Here is an 18071-nt window from a genome sequence, read left to right on the forward strand (position 1 = left end):
TTTGTTAATAGTATATTTATATGCTCATTGGTACTTCCATCAGTAGTACACGAGCATCATTTGTTGCCGTTACATTAATGCTATCGGTATCCCAAATTCCCATTCCGTCTCGTTTAGACAACTGAGTACCGTTTATTTCTACCTCTCCATCGATGATAAAAGCGTAAACTCCGTTTCCTTCTTTCTTAAGTTTATATTCGTCTGACTTACCTTTTTCAAACTTTCCTAAGTGAAACCAAGCATCTTGATTGATCCAAACTCCTTGGTCATCTTGGTTTGGCGAAAGAATTTGATAAAACTTGTTTTCCTTGGCAATATCTCTGATGGATATCTGATCATATCGAGGCTCTAAGTTTCTTTCTTTTGGGAAAACCCAAATCTGTAAAAACTTAACTTTTCTATCTTTATTCTTATTATATTCTGAATGCGTAATTCCAGTTCCTGCACTTAATACTTGCACATCACCTTCTTTAATGATCGCCACATTGCCCATGCTATCTTTATGCTCTAAATCTCCCTCTAAAGGAATAGAGATAATCTCCATATTGTCATGTGGATGCGTTCCAAAGCCCATTCCAGCTGTTACAACATCGTCATTTAATACGCGTAACACGCCAAAATGCATTCTATCTGGATTGTGATAGTTCGCAAAACTAAAAGTATGATTAGATTGTAACCATCCATGGTTCGCATAACCTCTGGTTTCTGCTTTGTGAATTACACTATTCATAGTTTCTATTTTTTCGTTAGGTAAATGATTAAAGCCCACTTGCTGCATCAATTTATCATAAGTTGATGAAATAGCTTCTTTATTAGATGCACTCAAAACTTGAGGTGCAACACTTCCCACCACTCCTGTTAAAAAGATACTTTTTATAAACTTCTTGCGATTCATAATCTATGCATTAACTTGAGTACAAAGATATATAGCATCCAAAGTCTACAGAATATTAAAAATAGAGTTAATAATGTGAAAATCCGATATTTTATTTATCAATCCATTTTATCGAAGCTTCCCTCCTCTACGCCTATTTAAAATTTAAACCATTTTAAGCATTAAATACTTTCCTCTAATCGCCTATCTGGAACTAACCACATAATGGCAACAATCGCGTATAAAGCCAAGGCAATCCATGTGTTGACAAAAGAAAATGCAACACCCAAAGAATAGCAAACAATCGAAATCTTACCCTTTCTATCCGATCCTACTACTCTTTTTAGTGGGAAATCATCTTCATGGTATTTAATGATCTGAGCTTGTAAAATAAAATAAGCAATCGCACAGAACAGCAGAATCACGCCATAGGCAATCACCGGAAGCTTTTCATTATAGTTAATACCAATCCAAGCCGTTGTAAAAGGAATCAAAGACAACCAAAACAGCAAATGTAGATTCGCCCAAAGGATTTTACCGTTCACACGTTGCGTAATTTGAAACAGGTGATGATGGTTGTTCCAATAAATCCCGATGTAGATAAAACTAAAAAGATAACTAACAAAAACAGGCAATCTAACCAGCAAGGCATTTAAGGTAACTTCTTCTGGCGCACCTAGTTCTAGCACCATAATCGTAATAATAATGGCTAATACACCATCGCTAAATGCTTCTAATCGACTTGTTTTCATATCTAATTAATTTAATAGTTGAGGCCGCAAAAATAAATTCTATTTATAAATATTCTATCTCAATTCATTAAAAATTTAAGATTCAATCTTATTAAATTAAGTTGCAGCCCAACGCAAAGCCTCATCTAAATCCGCTTTATCAAAGCCTTTAAACTCACCAGGCATCACATGACTAAAGATTTCTGTGAAATTCTGAATAGCATTACTATCCGTTACAATCGCTGACTTATGCCACTTAGTAATGTTTTGAATGCCCAACATCGCGTCCTTCCACCAAGCGCCCATGGTAAATTCAGACAAATCTGTATTGAGTAGATAAACCAAATTGATTTCATCTATATCATCAATCATGGCCTCAATGGCAGGAATCACCATTTGGTTGAAATCCTCTTTGGTAACTTCTCCTAGAAATTCAAAGGCAACGATATTGTCGTACGAGTGATCTACTTTTTTAATCATTTTTATATTTTTACTAAAAATAATGAATTAAATTTTATTATTCACATTTATACCCACTTAAGTCAGGTTAAATTTAAGTCAAGCAAATAGAAATTTATCATTTTACCAAGACCAGTTTTTGTTGTAGAAAAGAGAACTAGATTTATCTTGCATTTACCTCAGCAAATTCACTAATTTGCAACTTCCTTTTTTTATAGTTGAGTCATGAAAGTATGTATCGCCGAAAAACCAAGTGTTGCACGTGAGATAGCATCTGTATTGGGAGCAAATTCCAAGCACGATGGCTACTACGAGGGCAATGGCTATGCCGTTACCTACACTTTTGGGCATTTATGTACACTCAAAGAACCACATGATTATAAACCGCATTGGAAAAGTTGGGACCTCAACAATCTTCCGATGCTTCCCGAGAAATTTGAAACCAAAGTGGTTCAGAATTCTGGGATACAAAAACAGTTTAGAATCGTCAAGAGTTTATTCGAAAAAGCCAGCGTGGTCATCAATTGTGGGGATGCTGGACAAGAAGGAGAATTGATTCAACGTTGGGTGTTGAACGAAGCCAACTATAAAGGAAAAGTCCAACGATTGTGGATTTCATCCTTGACGACAGAGGCCATAGAAGAAGGTTTTCAGAATCTAAAACCGGCAGAGGATTACGACAATCTATATTATGCTGGATTTTCTAGAGCTATCGGAGATTGGCTTTTGGGCATGAATGCTACCAGACTCTACACCGTTAAACACGGCGGATACAAACAAGTGCTATCTGTGGGGCGCGTGCAAACGCCTACGCTTGCCATGGTGGTCAATCGTTTTAAGGAAATCGAGAACTTTAAACCTCAACCTTATTGGGAATTGCAAACCCTTTATCGAGAAACCAACTTTAGTTATGAGGAAGGTCGCTTCCACAACAAAGAGGACGGTGAAGCCCTTGCGAATAAAGTAAAGGAAAGTGAGTTTGAAATCATCTCTATCGAGAAAAAGAAAGGAAAGGAATATGCGCCTAAACTCTTTGACTTAACGGGTTTACAGGTTTATTGTAACAATAAATTCAGTTTATCGGCAGATGATACGTTAAAGATTGTTCAGAAACTATACGAACAAAAATTGGTGACTTACCCTAGAGTAGACACCACTTTCTTGCCGAATGATTTATACCCTAAAGTACCTGGGATTTTAAAGAATCTCACCAAGTACGCTGAGTTTACGCAGCCACTTTTGGGTAAAAAGATTAAAAAATCAAGTCGTGTATTTAACGACAAAAAAGTAACCGATCACCATGCAATTATTCCTACGGGAGTTCAAGGGAATTTATCGCACAGCCATCAGCAGGTGTATGACATTATTACCCGAAGATTTATCGCTGTTTTCTACGATGAATGTAAAGTAGCCAACACAACCGTATTAGGAAGTGCGGCCGAAGTTGTGTTTAAAACTACTGGAAAAGAAATTCTAGAAGAAGGATGGCGCGTGGTGTTGAAGAATCCAAATGCTAAAGAAAAAGAACCAGACATTCTTCCGACTTTTGTGAAAGGTGAAAAAGGTCCGCACGAACCTTCGTTTATAGAAAAAGAAACCAAACCGCCTAAGCATTTTACCGAGGCTACCCTCCTACGTGCGATGGAAACCGCAGGTAAGCAAGTAGACGATGAGGAATTGCGTGATTTGATGAAAGAAAACGGAATCGGAAGACCTTCTACCCGAGCAAATATCATCGAAACGCTATTCAAGAGAAAGTACCTAAAACGAAATAAGAAACAAGTACTTCCTACGCCAACCGGAATTCAGTTGATTGATACCATTCAAAATGAGTTATTGAAATCGGCAGAGCTTACGGGTACTTGGGAAAAGCAGTTAAAAGACATAGAAAAAGGAGAGTTTAGCGCTGCAGCCTTCATCAGAAACATGAAACAAATGGTTGATGCCTTGGTTTATGAGGTGAGAAGTGAGAAAAAACGCGCTAATATTTCGCATGTCGTACAAACCAAAAAGAAGGAAGCTAAAGCTGCCAGCAAGAAAAAAGCTGGTATAGCCGCACAAGTTTGTCCGAAATGTAAGAAAGGAAACCTGCTCAAAGGGAATGCTGCCTATGGTTGTAGTAACTACAATTCGGGCTGTGATTTTGTCTTACCTTTTAAGTTTTTGGGCAAGACCATTTCTGAAAAGCAATTGATTCGCTTACTAGAGAAAGGTAGCACCATCAATCTGAAAGGTTTTAAAACCGAAGAGGGCAGCGTGACAGGATTGGTGCGCTTTGACGATGACTTTAATTTAAAACTAGAACCAAAGAAAACAGCACCTAAAGCTCCAGCCAAAGATGAAGACCCGCTTTGTCCGAAATGTAAGAAAGGGAAAATCATAAAAGGCAAAACAGCCTATGGATGCTCTGCCTATAAAACAGGATGTGATTTTAAAGTTAGTTTTGAAACCGTAAAAGCCAAAATCGCCGGACAAAAGCCAACCAAAGAATTGGTTTATAAGATTTTGATGGAGGAAATCTAAGCTTTTACTACATCATTCATTTAATTTTATAATCCGCTAACATTTGCCATACGCTTCATCGTAACAAAGAATGCTTGATAAAATGCACCATCTTTAGCATACAATCTATATAGATTTAATTCTTGTTTTCGCTGCTGCGTCATAACATCATCTAGAATCTTTTTAAAGGTTAAATCTTTGTTTTGGGCATCTTTGTTTTCAGCAACTTTCTATCGGAAATAAAGCTATGCTCCTTTTAATTTGTTTTTCATTAAATCAGAATGTTTCCTGATTTCTATTTCACTCCATTCTGGTTCAGACATCATTATCTGTTGCTTTAAACTATCTGCACCCACTTTATGGTAATAATCTTTTTTGGCTGATGGCATATGGTTACTCAAGCGAGAGTTTTTACTGCTACTTATCAGACACAAATTTCCGAACATATCATAAATGGAAGCATCTATTTTATGATCCTTGGAAATTGGATTTTGTGGATAATAGTGTTCTACAGAACTTCTAAAGGTGAATTCAAAATCAGATGATCCTTTCACACCTTCTTTCCAAAGAATATAATCCAAATAGTTAAATACAAAATTCTCAACCGATGTCCCCTGGTCTAATACATCCATATTGTAAGCGCCAGAACTCTTATTCACTGACAGACTCTGATTCTTATATATAATTTCAAAGTAGTCTATTGGATCTAAGGCGATATATCTATCAAACAAATAGGCTTCTGCTAATTTGAGCAAATAAGCTTTATATTCTTCTCCATTGATTACGGGTTGGTTAAACAAGTAATTTAAAGCTGCATTAAGCCAATGTTTATAAACCAATGTGGGCGTTGATACGTGGAACATTGACAATAACATAATCAACTCTTTGTTTAATGCCTCATCATTTTCTACGTTATTTACGTAACTCACCTTATTACCAGCATACCATTTTAGAACTTTTAAACTCCACTGGTCTTTTTCTCTGATAAATTCTCGTTTTATAATGTACTGATCAAATAGGTGTTTAATCTTCAATAAATTAAAGCCAAAATCCTTTACAAATTGTATCTGTGTTTCCTTTTCTGTATCTTTTAAAAATGTTTTAAAGGAATCAATCAGTCTTTTATCATCTAAAGGAATATCAGACTTAGTTTGAATACGAAGTACGTGCAATAAAAAATTCGAGAAATTAATAACAGAAGTAAAACGTTCTGGAGCATCTTCCTTTTCGTCTGTATTTACTTTAAACGAACCCTTGTAGTCAATGATTTCATTAATATTCAATTGGGCGGAATGCTTATCCTCTTTGGCTGCTTCAAATATTCTAGTAGCAATATCATCCAAGGAATTACAGTTCAAAACATTCCAGTTGTTATCCTTAAAAACAATATCTCGCTCTTTTGTAGAAAAACCATATTGCACGTAGCGCTCCATATCGGCACAAGCTTCCCAAATAGTGTTGAATGCATACGTCAATGCTGGATTGTCGGATAAAACCTCCAACATATTTGCTTTTAGAATTTCGTGCTTTTCCAGTTGTTCTCCGCGGTTGTTCATTATTTCAAAATAATGATTCAAATCGGTTTCTTCAGGCACAGAAACTCTAACTACTTTTACTTTTTGGGTTAAGTAATTGTAGAAAATATTCACTTTATCTGGCGTATCTAAAAAGCGGGCTAAGACTTTTTCCGCATCATAATAGCGTTGCTTTATTTGAGGATTGTAATCTTTACTCGAAATAAAGGCCACCTCTTTTTGATTTTGATTGGTGATGACCTCCAAAGTTTCTGTTGACTTTTTCCGGCTATCAAAACTTAAATCTAAATGATAAGAAATTTTATCTTCTATTTCCTGATCAAACTTTCTATGTAGTGCATTCAGAAGTATTTTTAAAGTGGTTAAGCGTTGTTGCCCATCGATGGTTTCATAAGTTGTCTGACCGTCTATATGGCGCTCATAAACCACCAATGTGCCAATGTAGTAATTGGTTTTACACTTTTCTTCGTCAAAAGCATAGTCATATACATCCTGAATCAATTGAGTAATTTCTCCCAAGCCCCAGGTATAATTTCTTTGGTAGATGGGAATGACGTAGGAATCAGAATTCTCAAATAAAGATCCTATAGAAAATGAAGGGATTGTATTACTCATAGATAAATTTCATTTTTATAAATAAATCTTTAAGCGCTTTCGTTTTATCGGAATTTACCAATTCCGCCTCCTGAAGCGGATGAAGCTTTATATTTAGAAAATCGCTAGGCTTTAAAGCATCTTTTATGGTTTTGAAAATGAAGGGATGTGCTAAAGCGTGGTTATCCATACTTGCCAGTTGAACACTATGCATCGTTAGACGTAAAGAATAACTCCATATAAATATTTTTTCTACGGCTCGTTCCATTTCCACCATTCCGAATTTGTCTACGTAATACGCCAGTGCACAATCAAAAAGATTACGAACATATTTATCGCCTGTTCTATCTTTTCCTGAATAAGTGTCTAGCGTGGTTAAAATTTCTTGAGCTATAGTATCATCTTTTGAAGAAAATTTTAATTTGTTGATGACCTTCACATAATGTTGAATCATTTCGAAAAATCGTTTACCATTGATTACGATTTGATCTAATTGAAAAGGATAAGGCATTGTTTTGCCATCTATCTTTCTGTTAAAATCTTGATTGTAGCCTTCTATATAAAAATGACTGATGCGATAGATACTCGCAAACGGAAAAGGCTCTTTTACTTCTGGACTGATTCCTTTAAAAACATCCACATCATCTTTCGTGAATTTACGGGCAGACTTTGCATTACTCCAATTTCTAATCCGGAATAAATAATGAGAAAACGTTTTCTTCAAAGCATCCAACTCCATATTCTCCCAATCGTTAACGGTGGCTATACGTTCAGATTCGGTACTGCTATCCAACATTTCACGAAGGTGAAACGCCTTTAATAAATCGTGGGGAAAAAGATCGACCCCGCGTGCATTTTGAGAATCGAAAAACTGAAAAGCTTCGGATATATCGTAAAGAACCACTTTTACCATTTCACAGCGTTCATAAAAAAATTGAACAGTTTCTTCGTCGAAATCATTTATTCTACGTTCAATTTCAAAATAATTATCCCGAATGTTTTCTTTGCTCTGTGGGTCTTGAAAAGATAAGGTCGAAGTAACAGAAAGCTTAGGCGTACTTATTTTTGCTTTTTTTAATTTCTCTTGAAGGATTTCATTATTTTGAATAGCCAAACCGATCAGTAAAAGTGTAATAGTGCGTTGTTGTCCATCTACTATATTTAGCATATTGTCTTCGTCCAGATGATAAACGATGGTTCCTAAACGATAGGCAGGTTTGGTTTTGAAAAAGAGAATATCATCCAACAATTGGTTGACATTTTTAGACGACCATTTGTATGGACGTTGATAGGGAGGAATCACAAAACGCGGCGTTTCCACCAGTTGTTGTACCGTGATAATTTCCGGCTGAATCTCTCTCAACTCTTTTTCTTTTGTAACCGGTATTGAATTGGTCTCCAAAACTTCTCTTCTCATAATCATTTTCAATTCTACATTTTCAAATTCATTTGTTTTGACCTTCTCCGAAATTAATCAAATTTTTGTTTCTTCATAAGATAATTCCGTAGTGATTTCTGCCTTATTTAGTTTATAAGCACTTTTATCAGCCCAACTTTTCAAAATCAAACTTATACGTAAATAGTTCTAAATCTTTTTTAGCTTTCACTTTCTCTATTAGTGCAGGGTTGGACTTGTGCATAAAGATAATTCCTTTTATGGGCTTGGCTATTTCTTTTTTCAAAGCAGCCATATAACTTTCAATTTGAGACACAACCTCCAATCCAGCTGAATTTCGTTTAAGTTCTACTACATATAGAACATCTGCAGTCTTATCAATCAATAAAAGGTCTAAACGCCCATTAATTTCTTTTAAGAAGTACTGCCGACCATAAATTTTATTATCTTGATACAGTTCAAGTTTTTTTCCAAAAACCTCACCCCTGTATTTTATCTGCTCCACAATCATATCCTCTAATACTTTCTCCCGCGCAATTTGTTGCGTCTTGTTAAAGGATATTATGTTATAAGGTCTTTTTATAGATTTTACATTACTAAGAATATCATCAGCCGTATCTTGACGCCCTTTCCCTTCTACAAACTTTTTCAATTGTTTTTTGTAGTAGTAATTTCCAGGCATTAATTCCAACACTTTTTGTAATACATTTATCGCTGTGACGTAATCACCTATTTTATCTAAAGCGAGAAGATAGTTATTTATAAAAATCTCAAATGTAGTTCTTCCTATGGTATCACTCTTTTCTGGAGATAAAATATAATATTGATCTTCAAGCTTATCTAGAGTCAAAACTTTTTCAAATTCAGTTTTTGCTTTTATATAATGCTTTGTAACATTATATAAATAGCCTAGAACTAAATGAACATCATTCATAAAGAAATTTAAGGAAAAGTTAGAATCAAAACCTTCATCTGGATATTTGGCAAATAACTGATTTAGGCCATCTAGAAACGCTTGAAAGTTTCGAATAGCATTAGGGTAATTTTCTAAATCCATATAACTAAACCCTCTAAAATAAGCCCCAATATAGTGTTCAACCTGATTAAAGTGTAATATTGCCAATTCGGGCGAACCTTGGTCCAAATAGTTTGAACCTTCATATATATTACCAGCTACAGTATTTACTCCTTCATTAATAATTTTCTCGTTAATATAAATCGCTATTTCTTCCGAAAACAAAACGTATAATCTACAGTCGTTTATCAACCAAAATTCTGGGAATTCATTAAGATTTGCACTAAATCGTTCAGCTAAATAATCATAAAATTGATTTGGTAAGTTGGCTATAATCTCTTCTGCGCTCGTCTTATCTCTAATTAAGTCTTCTGTATTAACCACTTTAAATGCCTCGATTACCTTCTTTAAGTTTTCTTCAGAAAACTCTTTAATCAATGTTCCTGCAGCTAAATAAAAAGTATTTAAGACTTTCTCATCAATAAATTTACTATCTGAATTCATGTTTTTATCTATAATTGTTGAATTTTATTCTTTTAAAACCAAGCAAATAAACATTTCACATTTACTTATTATCATTTATAATAAAACCTTTCAACCTATTGCTTACTATTTTAAAATCTTCTTCACTGTTACGGATTAAACGTTTATTTGACCTATGCTGAAACTCTGAGTAATCAAAAATTATAAGTTTAATTCCGTTTTTAGGTAATTCTGTTTTCCTTAAATCATCGTATCGTTTACGTTGCTCTCCTCTACTAATACCTGATGAAGTCATACGTTTATCAAAGAACTTCACAGTTTCTGAATGTTGTCGTTCATAGTATTCAATAACCAGGTTTAGGTTTGGATAGTAGCAATCGACGGGCAATTTAACACCAGTGTCTCCACGCAAAAAATCAAAACGATGTTGTCTTATTCCCTCCGATTGTAAAACAATATCACATAAATCAATTATATATGCTTCATCATTATGTGCTTTATTTTTGCTTAATAGTTTTATTCTTTCTGACTTGACTTTTCTAAATTCTTTTAAGTTTTGACCTCCATCAATTGTAACTACTCTTCTAAAATCTGAAACCGAATATCCACCACCAAGACCAAAATCTGAAGCATAAAAGCCTAATCGTCTTATTTTAGCTCTAATGCTTTTTTGCTTAACAGCAGTAGCCAATAATTTTTGATTAATTAAAGACTCAATTTCATTTGCTTCTGCCTGTGTAAAACGACTTCTTCCTTTCATAATAAACTATTTAATTATCAAAGCCTACTGAGCTTAATACTATAAGCCATTATAGTTAATTAGTAAACTAAATGAATTTCCACCTAATAAAAAAGTCCAAAGCTGTCCAATTTCCCAAAGCATTATCACCACATCATTTTTTTGCTTAATTTTATCTAACCCAATGCATAAACCTCTCGTGTTAAAGCATATAAAAGCATTCTAGATGAGGTTGATGAAAATAAAATGATTGTATGAACCCTAATTAAATCCAAAATATATGTCCACACCACGTGTCAACCTAAAAGTTCAGAGAAAGAAGAATCCGCGCGATTTGTCGGCGCCGGATCGTTATTATGTACAAGCCGTTAAGACCGGAAATTGCGATTTAGAACGCCTCGCCTACCTCATCTCTAACCAATCTACCGTAAGCGAAGCCGATTGTTTGGCCGTCTTGCATTCTTTTGTTCATAATATGATGGACGAACTAGAACAAGGTCGCGTGGTAGAATTAGGACATTTAGGGAATTTCCAGATCAAAGTGAGTTCTCTACCTAGTAATTCACCCGAAGAAGTGGGCATAGAAAACGTAAAAAGCATAGGCGTAAATTATCGCCCCAGCCTGAAGATTAAAAAACGCTTGCAAAAGATAAAATTCAAACTGCAGAAATAAGCGCAAAAGCCTTTATTCATAAGGCATTCACTTGATGATTTCATTTATTTATTTGATGAATCAAATTAATCATCCGCATGATGCAAAAAAAAGCTCTTGTACTTTTACAAAAAAGCTCTTGAGGTTTTTGGAAAAAGCTCTTGTACTTTTCTAAAAAAGCTTTTGAGCTTTTTTTCTGAAGATGCGCATAATCCATCGCGATTATGCGCATCTTTTGTCGAGAACATCTAGATAAAGTGGCTTAAAGGGTTGTTTAAAAGTAGTTTAATATTGTTTAAAGGTGGTTTAAAGGTGGTTTAAGACGTGAATCTCTCTTGTCAGGCTAAGTGATTTTGTGAAACAAAATTGTATCGAAGCCTTGAAATGAAATTTTGAATGTTGAATTCTAAATTTTGAATTATGCTGCATACTGCGATCATCGATTCTCGTCTTTCCTTATTTCTGTCGAGATTTCAATACAAATTTTTCTAAAGAAAAATTCACTCAACCCGACAGAAAACATAGTAGATGCTGAATCCAGTTCAGCATGACATGCGACTTGATTTTACCATAAAAGTCAGACCCGAAGTGTCATTCCGCACTTCATGCGGAATCTCTCTTGTCAGTCTGAGTGATTTTGCGCAGCAAAATTGTATCGAAGACTTAGACAAGAGAAGCAAAAAGGACGTCAAACCCTCTTTCTGTCGACATTTCGATACAAATTTTTCTAAAGAAAAATTCACTCAATGTGACAGAAAAACTCTACACTCTCAGCTCTATACTAAAACCAATTACCGACTACTAACCACAAACAACCCTACACTCTACACAATACACCCTAAACTATTTAGTACTTAGGTTTCTTATCTCTTTTTTCAGCTTTCTTTTCTTTCGCAGTTTTAGCTGGTTCTTTCTTTACGCTTTTTCTTGAATCTTGTCCTTTGGCCATGATAATAGGTTTTTAATTTTCCTGAAAGCTAGTCATTTAAGATGGATATTTTAGATTTAAGTTTATATAAATGGGTTAAAAATTACTAAACTCGAAAATCCTCTTGTCATGTAGAGTGATTTTGTGAAACAAAATTGTACCGAAGCCTTGAAATGATATTTTGAATGTTGAATTCTAAATTTTGAATTATTTAAAATGCTGCAAACCTAAAAGCAGGGGACTGAGCAACTCTACACCCTACACTCTACACCTTAAACTAAACCCCGAAGCCCTCAGAAATCCATGTTTAATGGTGTTCAGCGTACGCGTCCGTGGCCTATAGCTGTTTGGCCCTGGGAAGGCAAGCCGATGATCATCCATGTTCCCGCCACGTAAATATAAGACACAAGGTAAAATAGATAATCAGGCGGGAAAACATTATTTCTGATTGATTTTTTGGTTCGTTTTTGATCAAGCAAAAATGAACAGAAAGATTAAATCTAAACTCGCCTAAATAATAAAAAAACAAATAGATTCCGGGTCAAGCCCAGAATGACACGCGCCTTGTAATTTCGATTAAAGTTAAACCCGAAGCGTCACTCTGAACTTGATTCAGAGTCTTTTGCTCAAGTGGGATAATGGTTGTTTAAATGGTTTAATAAGTTTAAATATTACTTAAGACGAGAAGCCTCTTGTCAGGCTGAGTGATTTTGTGAAACAAAATTGTATCGAAGCCTAAGACAAGAGAAGCAACAAGGACGTCAAACTCCATTTCTGTCGACATTTCGTTACATTTTTCTCAAACAAGAAAAACTCCTCCACGTGACAGAAAGCATAGTAGATGCTGAATCAAGTTCAGCATGACACGCGTCTTGCATTAACGATTAAAATCAAACCCGTAGCGTCATTCCGCACTTGATGCGGAATCTTTTTAATTTTAAACTATTACTCCTCTTGATGCTGAATCAAGTTCAGCATGACATGCGTCTAATCTATAAACCCATAACAAATAATGTTAAAACCAAAAGAACTGAAAACCGAGAACTATGAACTGCAAACCCTAAACCGAGAACTCTAACCACAATTCACTATCTTGTTCTTCTAAACCCGAAGACGATGAACAAAAACTGGTTAAAATATAATCCTGAGATGGATGAGCTGTCAGAGAAAACTTTAGCAATCCTTGAGAAAGCTAAAACTTCAACGCAAAAGTTTGTTGAAGTTTCTCCCGAGTTGAGTCAGTCGAATTACTTTACAAGAGGAGCACACGCCAAGTCTTATGCTTATGTAGACGCCTACTTTTCTCCGAATCAAGAATTGGTGGATGCTTTAGGTATTTCAGATTATTTTTATGAAAATCAGAAGTTAAACATTCGTTTTTCTAATGCGAATAATGTCATCGAACCGGGTAAAAAGAACTTCCCTGCTTATGGTATGAGCCTTAAATTTGATCAGGTATGTTATCCATTAGTTAACTTTCCCCTATTCCCGACGGATGATGCTCACTCATTTTTAGAGTTATTTAATGATTTGAACGAAGCACGAATTGCACAAGCTAAAAGTGGTTGGGATGCGGTGAAAGAAATTCCATCTTTATTGGTTTCTGGCTTAAAAGCCTTTTATCACATCAATCCATTAAACATTGGAAATCTCATCTGGAAAGGCTCTCAAATGGAGCAAGATTTCCTAATGAACTATGCATACCACGGCATCGGATGTTATAGGTTTGGTGATTACGTTGGTAAGCTCCACACCGAAAAGAAAGATTTTGAGTTATTAGAGAATGAAAACTCCGATAATCTACAAAAGACAACTTTGCAACAGATTCTGGATACTCAAGAGATTCAGTTTAACTTATACATTCAATTAGGTATAGACGAAGAAACAACACCCGTGAATGTATTGTCTAAGGAGTGGGATCGAGAAAAAGCAGCTTGGCAGGTCTTGGGTACCGTCACTATACCTCAGCAAAAGGTGATTGAAAACAATTACACCCTTGAAAACACTTCTTATAGTCCATTTATTAATCCCAAAGCCATGCAACCTGTCGGTAGAATCCAACAAACGCGCAAGGAAATCTATCAAATTTCATTAGAAACGAGGACAAAATTGAATGAAAATCAAGGTGAACGTGAATTGAAGCTAAAAAAAGAATAATTTTTTAAAAATAAATCTAATTGGTTAAAGCACTAAGCAGTAGTGAACTTAAGTACTTTTTAATAAGTTTTATTTATGAAAAATCTAATTATTTATAAAGATATTCTATAAAACATTAGGTGGTTCGATTAATCCGTTCTATATTTGCATCACAATAAAACACCTACATAGTTTTACAGTATAGTATATAGTGCAATTAGTATTTATCGAGTTTTACTCCATCTTTCCCAATTAAATTTTTACAATTACTTTTTAATAGTGTTTTCTTATCAAAAGTGCAGAGTGCATTTTAGTTGATGCTTATATATAGGCTGTTTATTGTAAAAATTTATAACATTTAAAAATTATTAAAATGCAAGAAGGTACAGTAAAATTTTTCGACGAGACAAAAGGATTCGGATTTATTACAGCAGAATCAGGTGAAGAAATTTTCGTTCACAATTCAGGTTTGAACGTAGAAATCAGAGATAACGATAGAGTTTCTTTTGACACACAGGAAGGTAGAAAAGGTTTAAACGCAATTAACGTTGAAGTTATTGACTAAACCATTATGCTCTATCAAACGATAGAGTGATAAAAGTACAAAGGAGATCAGAAATGATCTCCTTTTTTTTGTGCCTAATTTTTTGAAAAAATATTTACTTATTTTATCGCTTGAGACTGTATTAGTTATGGGAATCATTAGGATTCTAACATAAAAACACCAACTTCTTATGTTTTAGTAAAATGTATTATTTATCTATCTTTAAACCTTTATATTGAAAAGACAAAACAATCAAAAAGGCAAATATGCAACGTAAACGTTTAACTATGTGCGCAGTATTGTTGTTAGGCATGGGTCTAACAGGAATGCAAGCACAAGAAAGTATTAATGCTTCTGGTGGTGAAGCCACAGGTACAGCAGGCTCTGTGAGTTATTCACTAGGCCAAGTGACCTACACCACTCAAGATAGCTCAACAGGTTCTGTAGCACAAGGAGTGCAACAGGCATTTGAAATCTCAGTTTTAGGTGTAGAAGACCTAGTGAATAAAGATATTCAATTAGCTGCCTACCCTAACCCAACTTCAGATTTCCTAAAACTTTTGGTGAAGGAAGATAATTTAAGCGATTTAAGTTTTCAAATGTTCGATGCTCAAGGTCGACTTTTGTTAGCTAATGAAATTAAAGATCAGCAGACCCTAATCAATATGAGCTCATTGCCAACTGCTACCTACTTCATAAAAGTTAGCCAAGCGCAAAAACCGTTAAAAACATTCAAAATATTAAAGAAATAAAAATTAGATATATGAAACTTCTTAACTTCAAAGTAGGTTTAGTTTTGGCCTTAACATTCGTTTTAAACACGACTCTTTTTGCCCAATCTCCAGAAAAATTGAGCTACCAAGCTGTAGTGAGAAATGCTGAGAACAACTTAGTGGCAAACACACAAGTTGGAATGCAGATTAGCATTTTACAAGGTTCTGAAAGCGGAGCGGTTGTTTATAGCGAGGTTTTAACTCCAACCACCAACGCGAATGGATTGGTGAGTGTTGCGATTGGCGAAGCTGCTGATTTGAGTAGCATCGATTGGTCAAATGGAACTTACTTTATTAAAACAGAAACAGATCCAAATGGAGGAACTGATTACAGCATCGTTGGAACATCTCAGTTATTAAGTGTTCCTTATGCATTACATGCAAAGTCAGCTGACGGGTTCACACCAGGAACTACACCAGGAGAAATGAAATACTGGAACGGTTCTGAATGGGCTGATGTAACTCCAGGAAACGAGGGTGATGTATTGACTTTTGTAAATAACACACCAACTTGGGTTGGCGAAGGCAGTGGAGAAGTTATTCCTACAGTTACGAACCCAACTACGGGTAAAATCTGGATGGACAAAAACTTAGGAGCTGAGCAAGTAGCTACTTCATCCTTTGACGAAGCTTCTTATGGAGATTTATACCAATGGGGACGCGGTACAGACGGTCACGAGAAAAGAACCTCTGCTTCTACTACTTCATTAAGTGATACAGATACGCCAGGACATGGTGATTTCATCATCAACGGAAACAGTCCATTTGACTGGAGAGTTCCTCAAAACCACAACTTATGGGATGGCGCTGCAGGAATCAACAATCCTTGTCCAACAGGATTTAGATTACCAACCGAAAACGAATGGAACTTAGAAATGATGACTTGGTCTTCTATGAACGTTGCAGGTGCTTTTGATTCTGTGCTTAAATTACCAGCAGCTGGACAAAGAAGATACAGCGATGGAGATTTCTATGGTGTTGGTGTAAGTGGAAGCTACTGGGCAAGTACTTTATCTAACGAAGCAGGTGGAATCTATTCAAGATTTATGAACTTTAGATATAGCGCTTATGTAATTTCTGCACACCGTGCGACAGCAAATAGTGTAAGATGTATTAAACATTACTAAAATTCATCTTTTTACATAGTTAAGAAAGTTTATAGAATGCAAGTTTTATAAACTTTCTTCTTTTTTAGACCTATGGGTTTTTGTTCTCCTTAGAATTCAATTAATTTTAGCACCGATTAAAATCACCACATGAAGCTTAAGTTTATTTCAAGTCTACTTCTACTCTATTTTTTAAATCTTAGCCTGAATGCTCAGCACAATATTCATGGTTCTTTTCCTGGTTTAGCAGGACAACAAGTTAAATTAGTAAGCTTTAAAAACCTAGGAATTAAAAGCATAGACAGCATTAAAGTAGATGCTAAAGGAGATTTTAAACTTCAATTTCCAAAAGATCAAGTAGGAATGGCTTATTTGACAGCAGAAGACAACAAGCCATTTATAATTGTATTAGACGGTGAAGATATTGTTTTGAATGGTCAGATTTTAAGTTATACGCAAGACGTAAACATTCTTGAGGGCAAACAAAACAAAATTTTCTCTCAATATGCTACAGAACATCCTAGAAGGGAACAGACCTATAGTGCTTGGGATTTCTTAGATAAAATCTATAGCCAAGATTCACTTTTTATGGTTCAACAAGAAGCCAAACTTGCTATTGAAAAGGAAAAAACACGAATTCAACAGGAGGATAATGCTTTCTTAAATAGCCTAGAAAAAGATACTTACTTAAGTTATTATTTACCTTTAAGGAAATTGGTTAGTCAGGTTAGAACCATTGCTCAATACAGGTTTACAGAAATTCCTACGAGTATAGAAAGTTTCAGAAACCTAGATTATACCGATGAGCGTCTTTATACCAGTGGCATTTTAAAAGAAAGTATAGAAAATCATTTTTGGTTGATTGAAAACAGTGGCAAGGAATTGAATCAAGTCTATGAGGAAATGAAAATTTCTGTAGATGCCATGTTTAAACCTTTAGCAAAAGATACGGATAAATTGAATTTAGTGGCGACTCATCTTCTAAAACTGTTAGAAGAGCGCAGTATGTTTGAGGTAGCCGAACATTTATCTTTAAAGTTATTAAATGATAAGAAATACAATATCCACTCAGATTTAAAGCTAGAATTAGAACGCTACCGAAGTGTTAAATTAGGCCAGAAAGCTCCTAATTTTAAATTGAAAGGAGATGTCTTTGCCCCTGACTATACTAAGAAGAGCAAGCCTAAGTCCTTAAACGATATCAAGGCTAAAAACACACTTATAATTTTCGGATCTAGCTGGTGTCCTGCTTGTCCGCCGGATTTAATGAAGATAGCTAAGCAATATCCACAATGGAAAGAATTAGGCTTGGAAGTCGTTTTTATTTCTTTAGATGAAGACAAGGAAATATTTAAGAACTTCGTAAAACCCTTTCCATTTATCAGCTTTAGTGATTATAAAAAATGGGAAAGTCCAATCGTTAAGGATTATTATGTAAATGCTACGCCAAGTTTCTTTTTATTAGACGATAAAAAAGAGATTATAATTCGTCCCAATAGTTTAAATCATTTAGAAGCATGGATAGATTGGTATTTAATTCAAGGAAAAAAATAATTCTCACACCCAACATAACTCATTGAATTAAAATCAATTACATTACAATC

At 35.0% G+C, this 18071-nt stretch carries 14 protein-coding genes; 7 read left to right on the top strand and 7 right to left on the bottom strand.

The window, feature by feature from the left end; all coding sequences use genetic code 11:
• Positions 1 to 16: 16 nt before the first annotated feature.
• The 3 genes from NLM59_RS01700 to NLM59_RS01710 all read right to left on the bottom strand — a co-directional run bounded on the left by NLM59_RS01700 (position 17) and on the right by NLM59_RS01710 (position 2085).
• Positions 17 to 730, bottom strand: a complete 714-nt coding sequence (locus NLM59_RS01700; RefSeq protein ID WP_304416116.1) for a pirin family protein — start codon at positions 728 to 730, stop codon at positions 17 to 19.
• 326 nt (positions 731 to 1056) lie between these two features.
• A complete protein-coding gene (locus NLM59_RS01705; protein ID WP_304416007.1) occupies positions 1057 to 1626 on the bottom strand; it encodes a TMEM175 family protein in 570 nt (189 codons plus the stop codon).
• Positions 1627 to 1722: 96 nt separating this feature from the next.
• Complete coding sequence (locus NLM59_RS01710; protein WP_304416008.1) at positions 1723 to 2085, bottom strand: SpoIIAA family protein; 363 nt, start codon at positions 2083 to 2085, stop codon at positions 1723 to 1725.
• 204 nt (positions 2086 to 2289) lie between these two features.
• Here NLM59_RS01710 and NLM59_RS01715 point away from each other — a divergent pair, with 204 nt between their 5' ends.
• Positions 2290 to 4587, top strand: a complete 2298-nt coding sequence (locus NLM59_RS01715) for a type IA DNA topoisomerase (protein ID WP_304416009.1) — start codon at positions 2290 to 2292, stop codon at positions 4585 to 4587.
• 224 nt (positions 4588 to 4811) lie between these two features.
• Here NLM59_RS01715 and NLM59_RS01720 read toward each other — a convergent pair whose 3' ends face one another.
• The 4 genes from NLM59_RS01720 to NLM59_RS01735 form a co-directional block, all read right to left on the bottom strand.
• The gene (locus NLM59_RS01720; protein WP_304416010.1) at positions 4812 to 6716 is read right to left on the bottom strand and encodes a DUF262 domain-containing protein; all 1905 of its coding nucleotides are present in this window, start codon (positions 6714 to 6716) and stop codon (positions 4812 to 4814) included.
• Positions 6709 to 8112, bottom strand: coding sequence for a DUF262 domain-containing protein (locus NLM59_RS01725; RefSeq protein ID WP_304416011.1), 1404 nt, complete (start codon positions 8110 to 8112; stop codon positions 6709 to 6711). Before NLM59_RS01725 ends, NLM59_RS01720 begins: the two co-directional genes overlap by 8 nt.
• A gap of 127 nt (positions 8113 to 8239) precedes the next feature.
• On the bottom strand, positions 8240 to 9610 hold the full coding sequence (locus tag NLM59_RS01730) for an endonuclease NucS domain-containing protein (protein WP_304416012.1): 1371 nt from the start codon (positions 9608 to 9610) through the stop codon (positions 8240 to 8242).
• Positions 9611 to 9671: 61 nt separating this feature from the next.
• Entirely contained in the window at positions 9672 to 10349 is a 678-nt protein-coding gene (locus NLM59_RS01735; RefSeq protein ID WP_304416013.1) for a hypothetical protein, read from the bottom strand.
• 313 nt (positions 10350 to 10662) lie between these two features.
• On the opposite strand from NLM59_RS01735, the gene NLM59_RS01740 reads away from it, so the two are divergent.
• From NLM59_RS01740 to NLM59_RS01765, 6 genes are all read left to right on the top strand, one after another.
• Positions 10663 to 11001, top strand: a complete 339-nt coding sequence (locus NLM59_RS01740) for an HU family DNA-binding protein (protein ID WP_407986199.1) — start codon at positions 10663 to 10665, stop codon at positions 10999 to 11001.
• A 2023-nt stretch (positions 11002 to 13024) separates the two neighbouring features.
• Positions 13025 to 14065 carry a catalase family protein gene (locus NLM59_RS01745; protein WP_304416015.1) on the top strand — a complete coding sequence of 347 codons (1041 nt, stop codon included), beginning with the start codon at positions 13025 to 13027 and terminating at the stop codon, positions 14063 to 14065.
• A gap of 352 nt (positions 14066 to 14417) precedes the next feature.
• Positions 14418 to 14609: a cold-shock protein gene (locus NLM59_RS01750; RefSeq protein ID WP_304416016.1), complete on the top strand. Its 192-nt coding sequence runs from the start codon at positions 14418 to 14420 to the stop codon at positions 14607 to 14609.
• Positions 14610 to 14854: 245 nt separating this feature from the next.
• On the top strand, positions 14855 to 15340 hold the full coding sequence (locus NLM59_RS01755; RefSeq protein WP_304416017.1) for a T9SS type A sorting domain-containing protein: 486 nt from the start codon (positions 14855 to 14857) through the stop codon (positions 15338 to 15340).
• An 11-nt stretch (positions 15341 to 15351) separates the two neighbouring features.
• The gene (locus NLM59_RS01760) at positions 15352 to 16488 is read left to right on the top strand and encodes a fibrobacter succinogenes major paralogous domain-containing protein (RefSeq protein WP_304416018.1); all 1137 of its coding nucleotides are present in this window, start codon (positions 15352 to 15354) and stop codon (positions 16486 to 16488) included.
• A gap of 129 nt (positions 16489 to 16617) precedes the next feature.
• Entirely contained in the window at positions 16618 to 18021 is a 1404-nt protein-coding gene (locus NLM59_RS01765) for a redoxin domain-containing protein (protein ID WP_304416019.1), read from the top strand.
• Positions 18022 to 18071: the final 50 nt, after the last annotated feature.

This window comes from Profundicola chukchiensis, from assembly GCF_029664245.1.
Lineage (GTDB): Bacteria > Bacteroidota > Bacteroidia > Flavobacteriales > Weeksellaceae > Profundicola > Profundicola chukchiensis.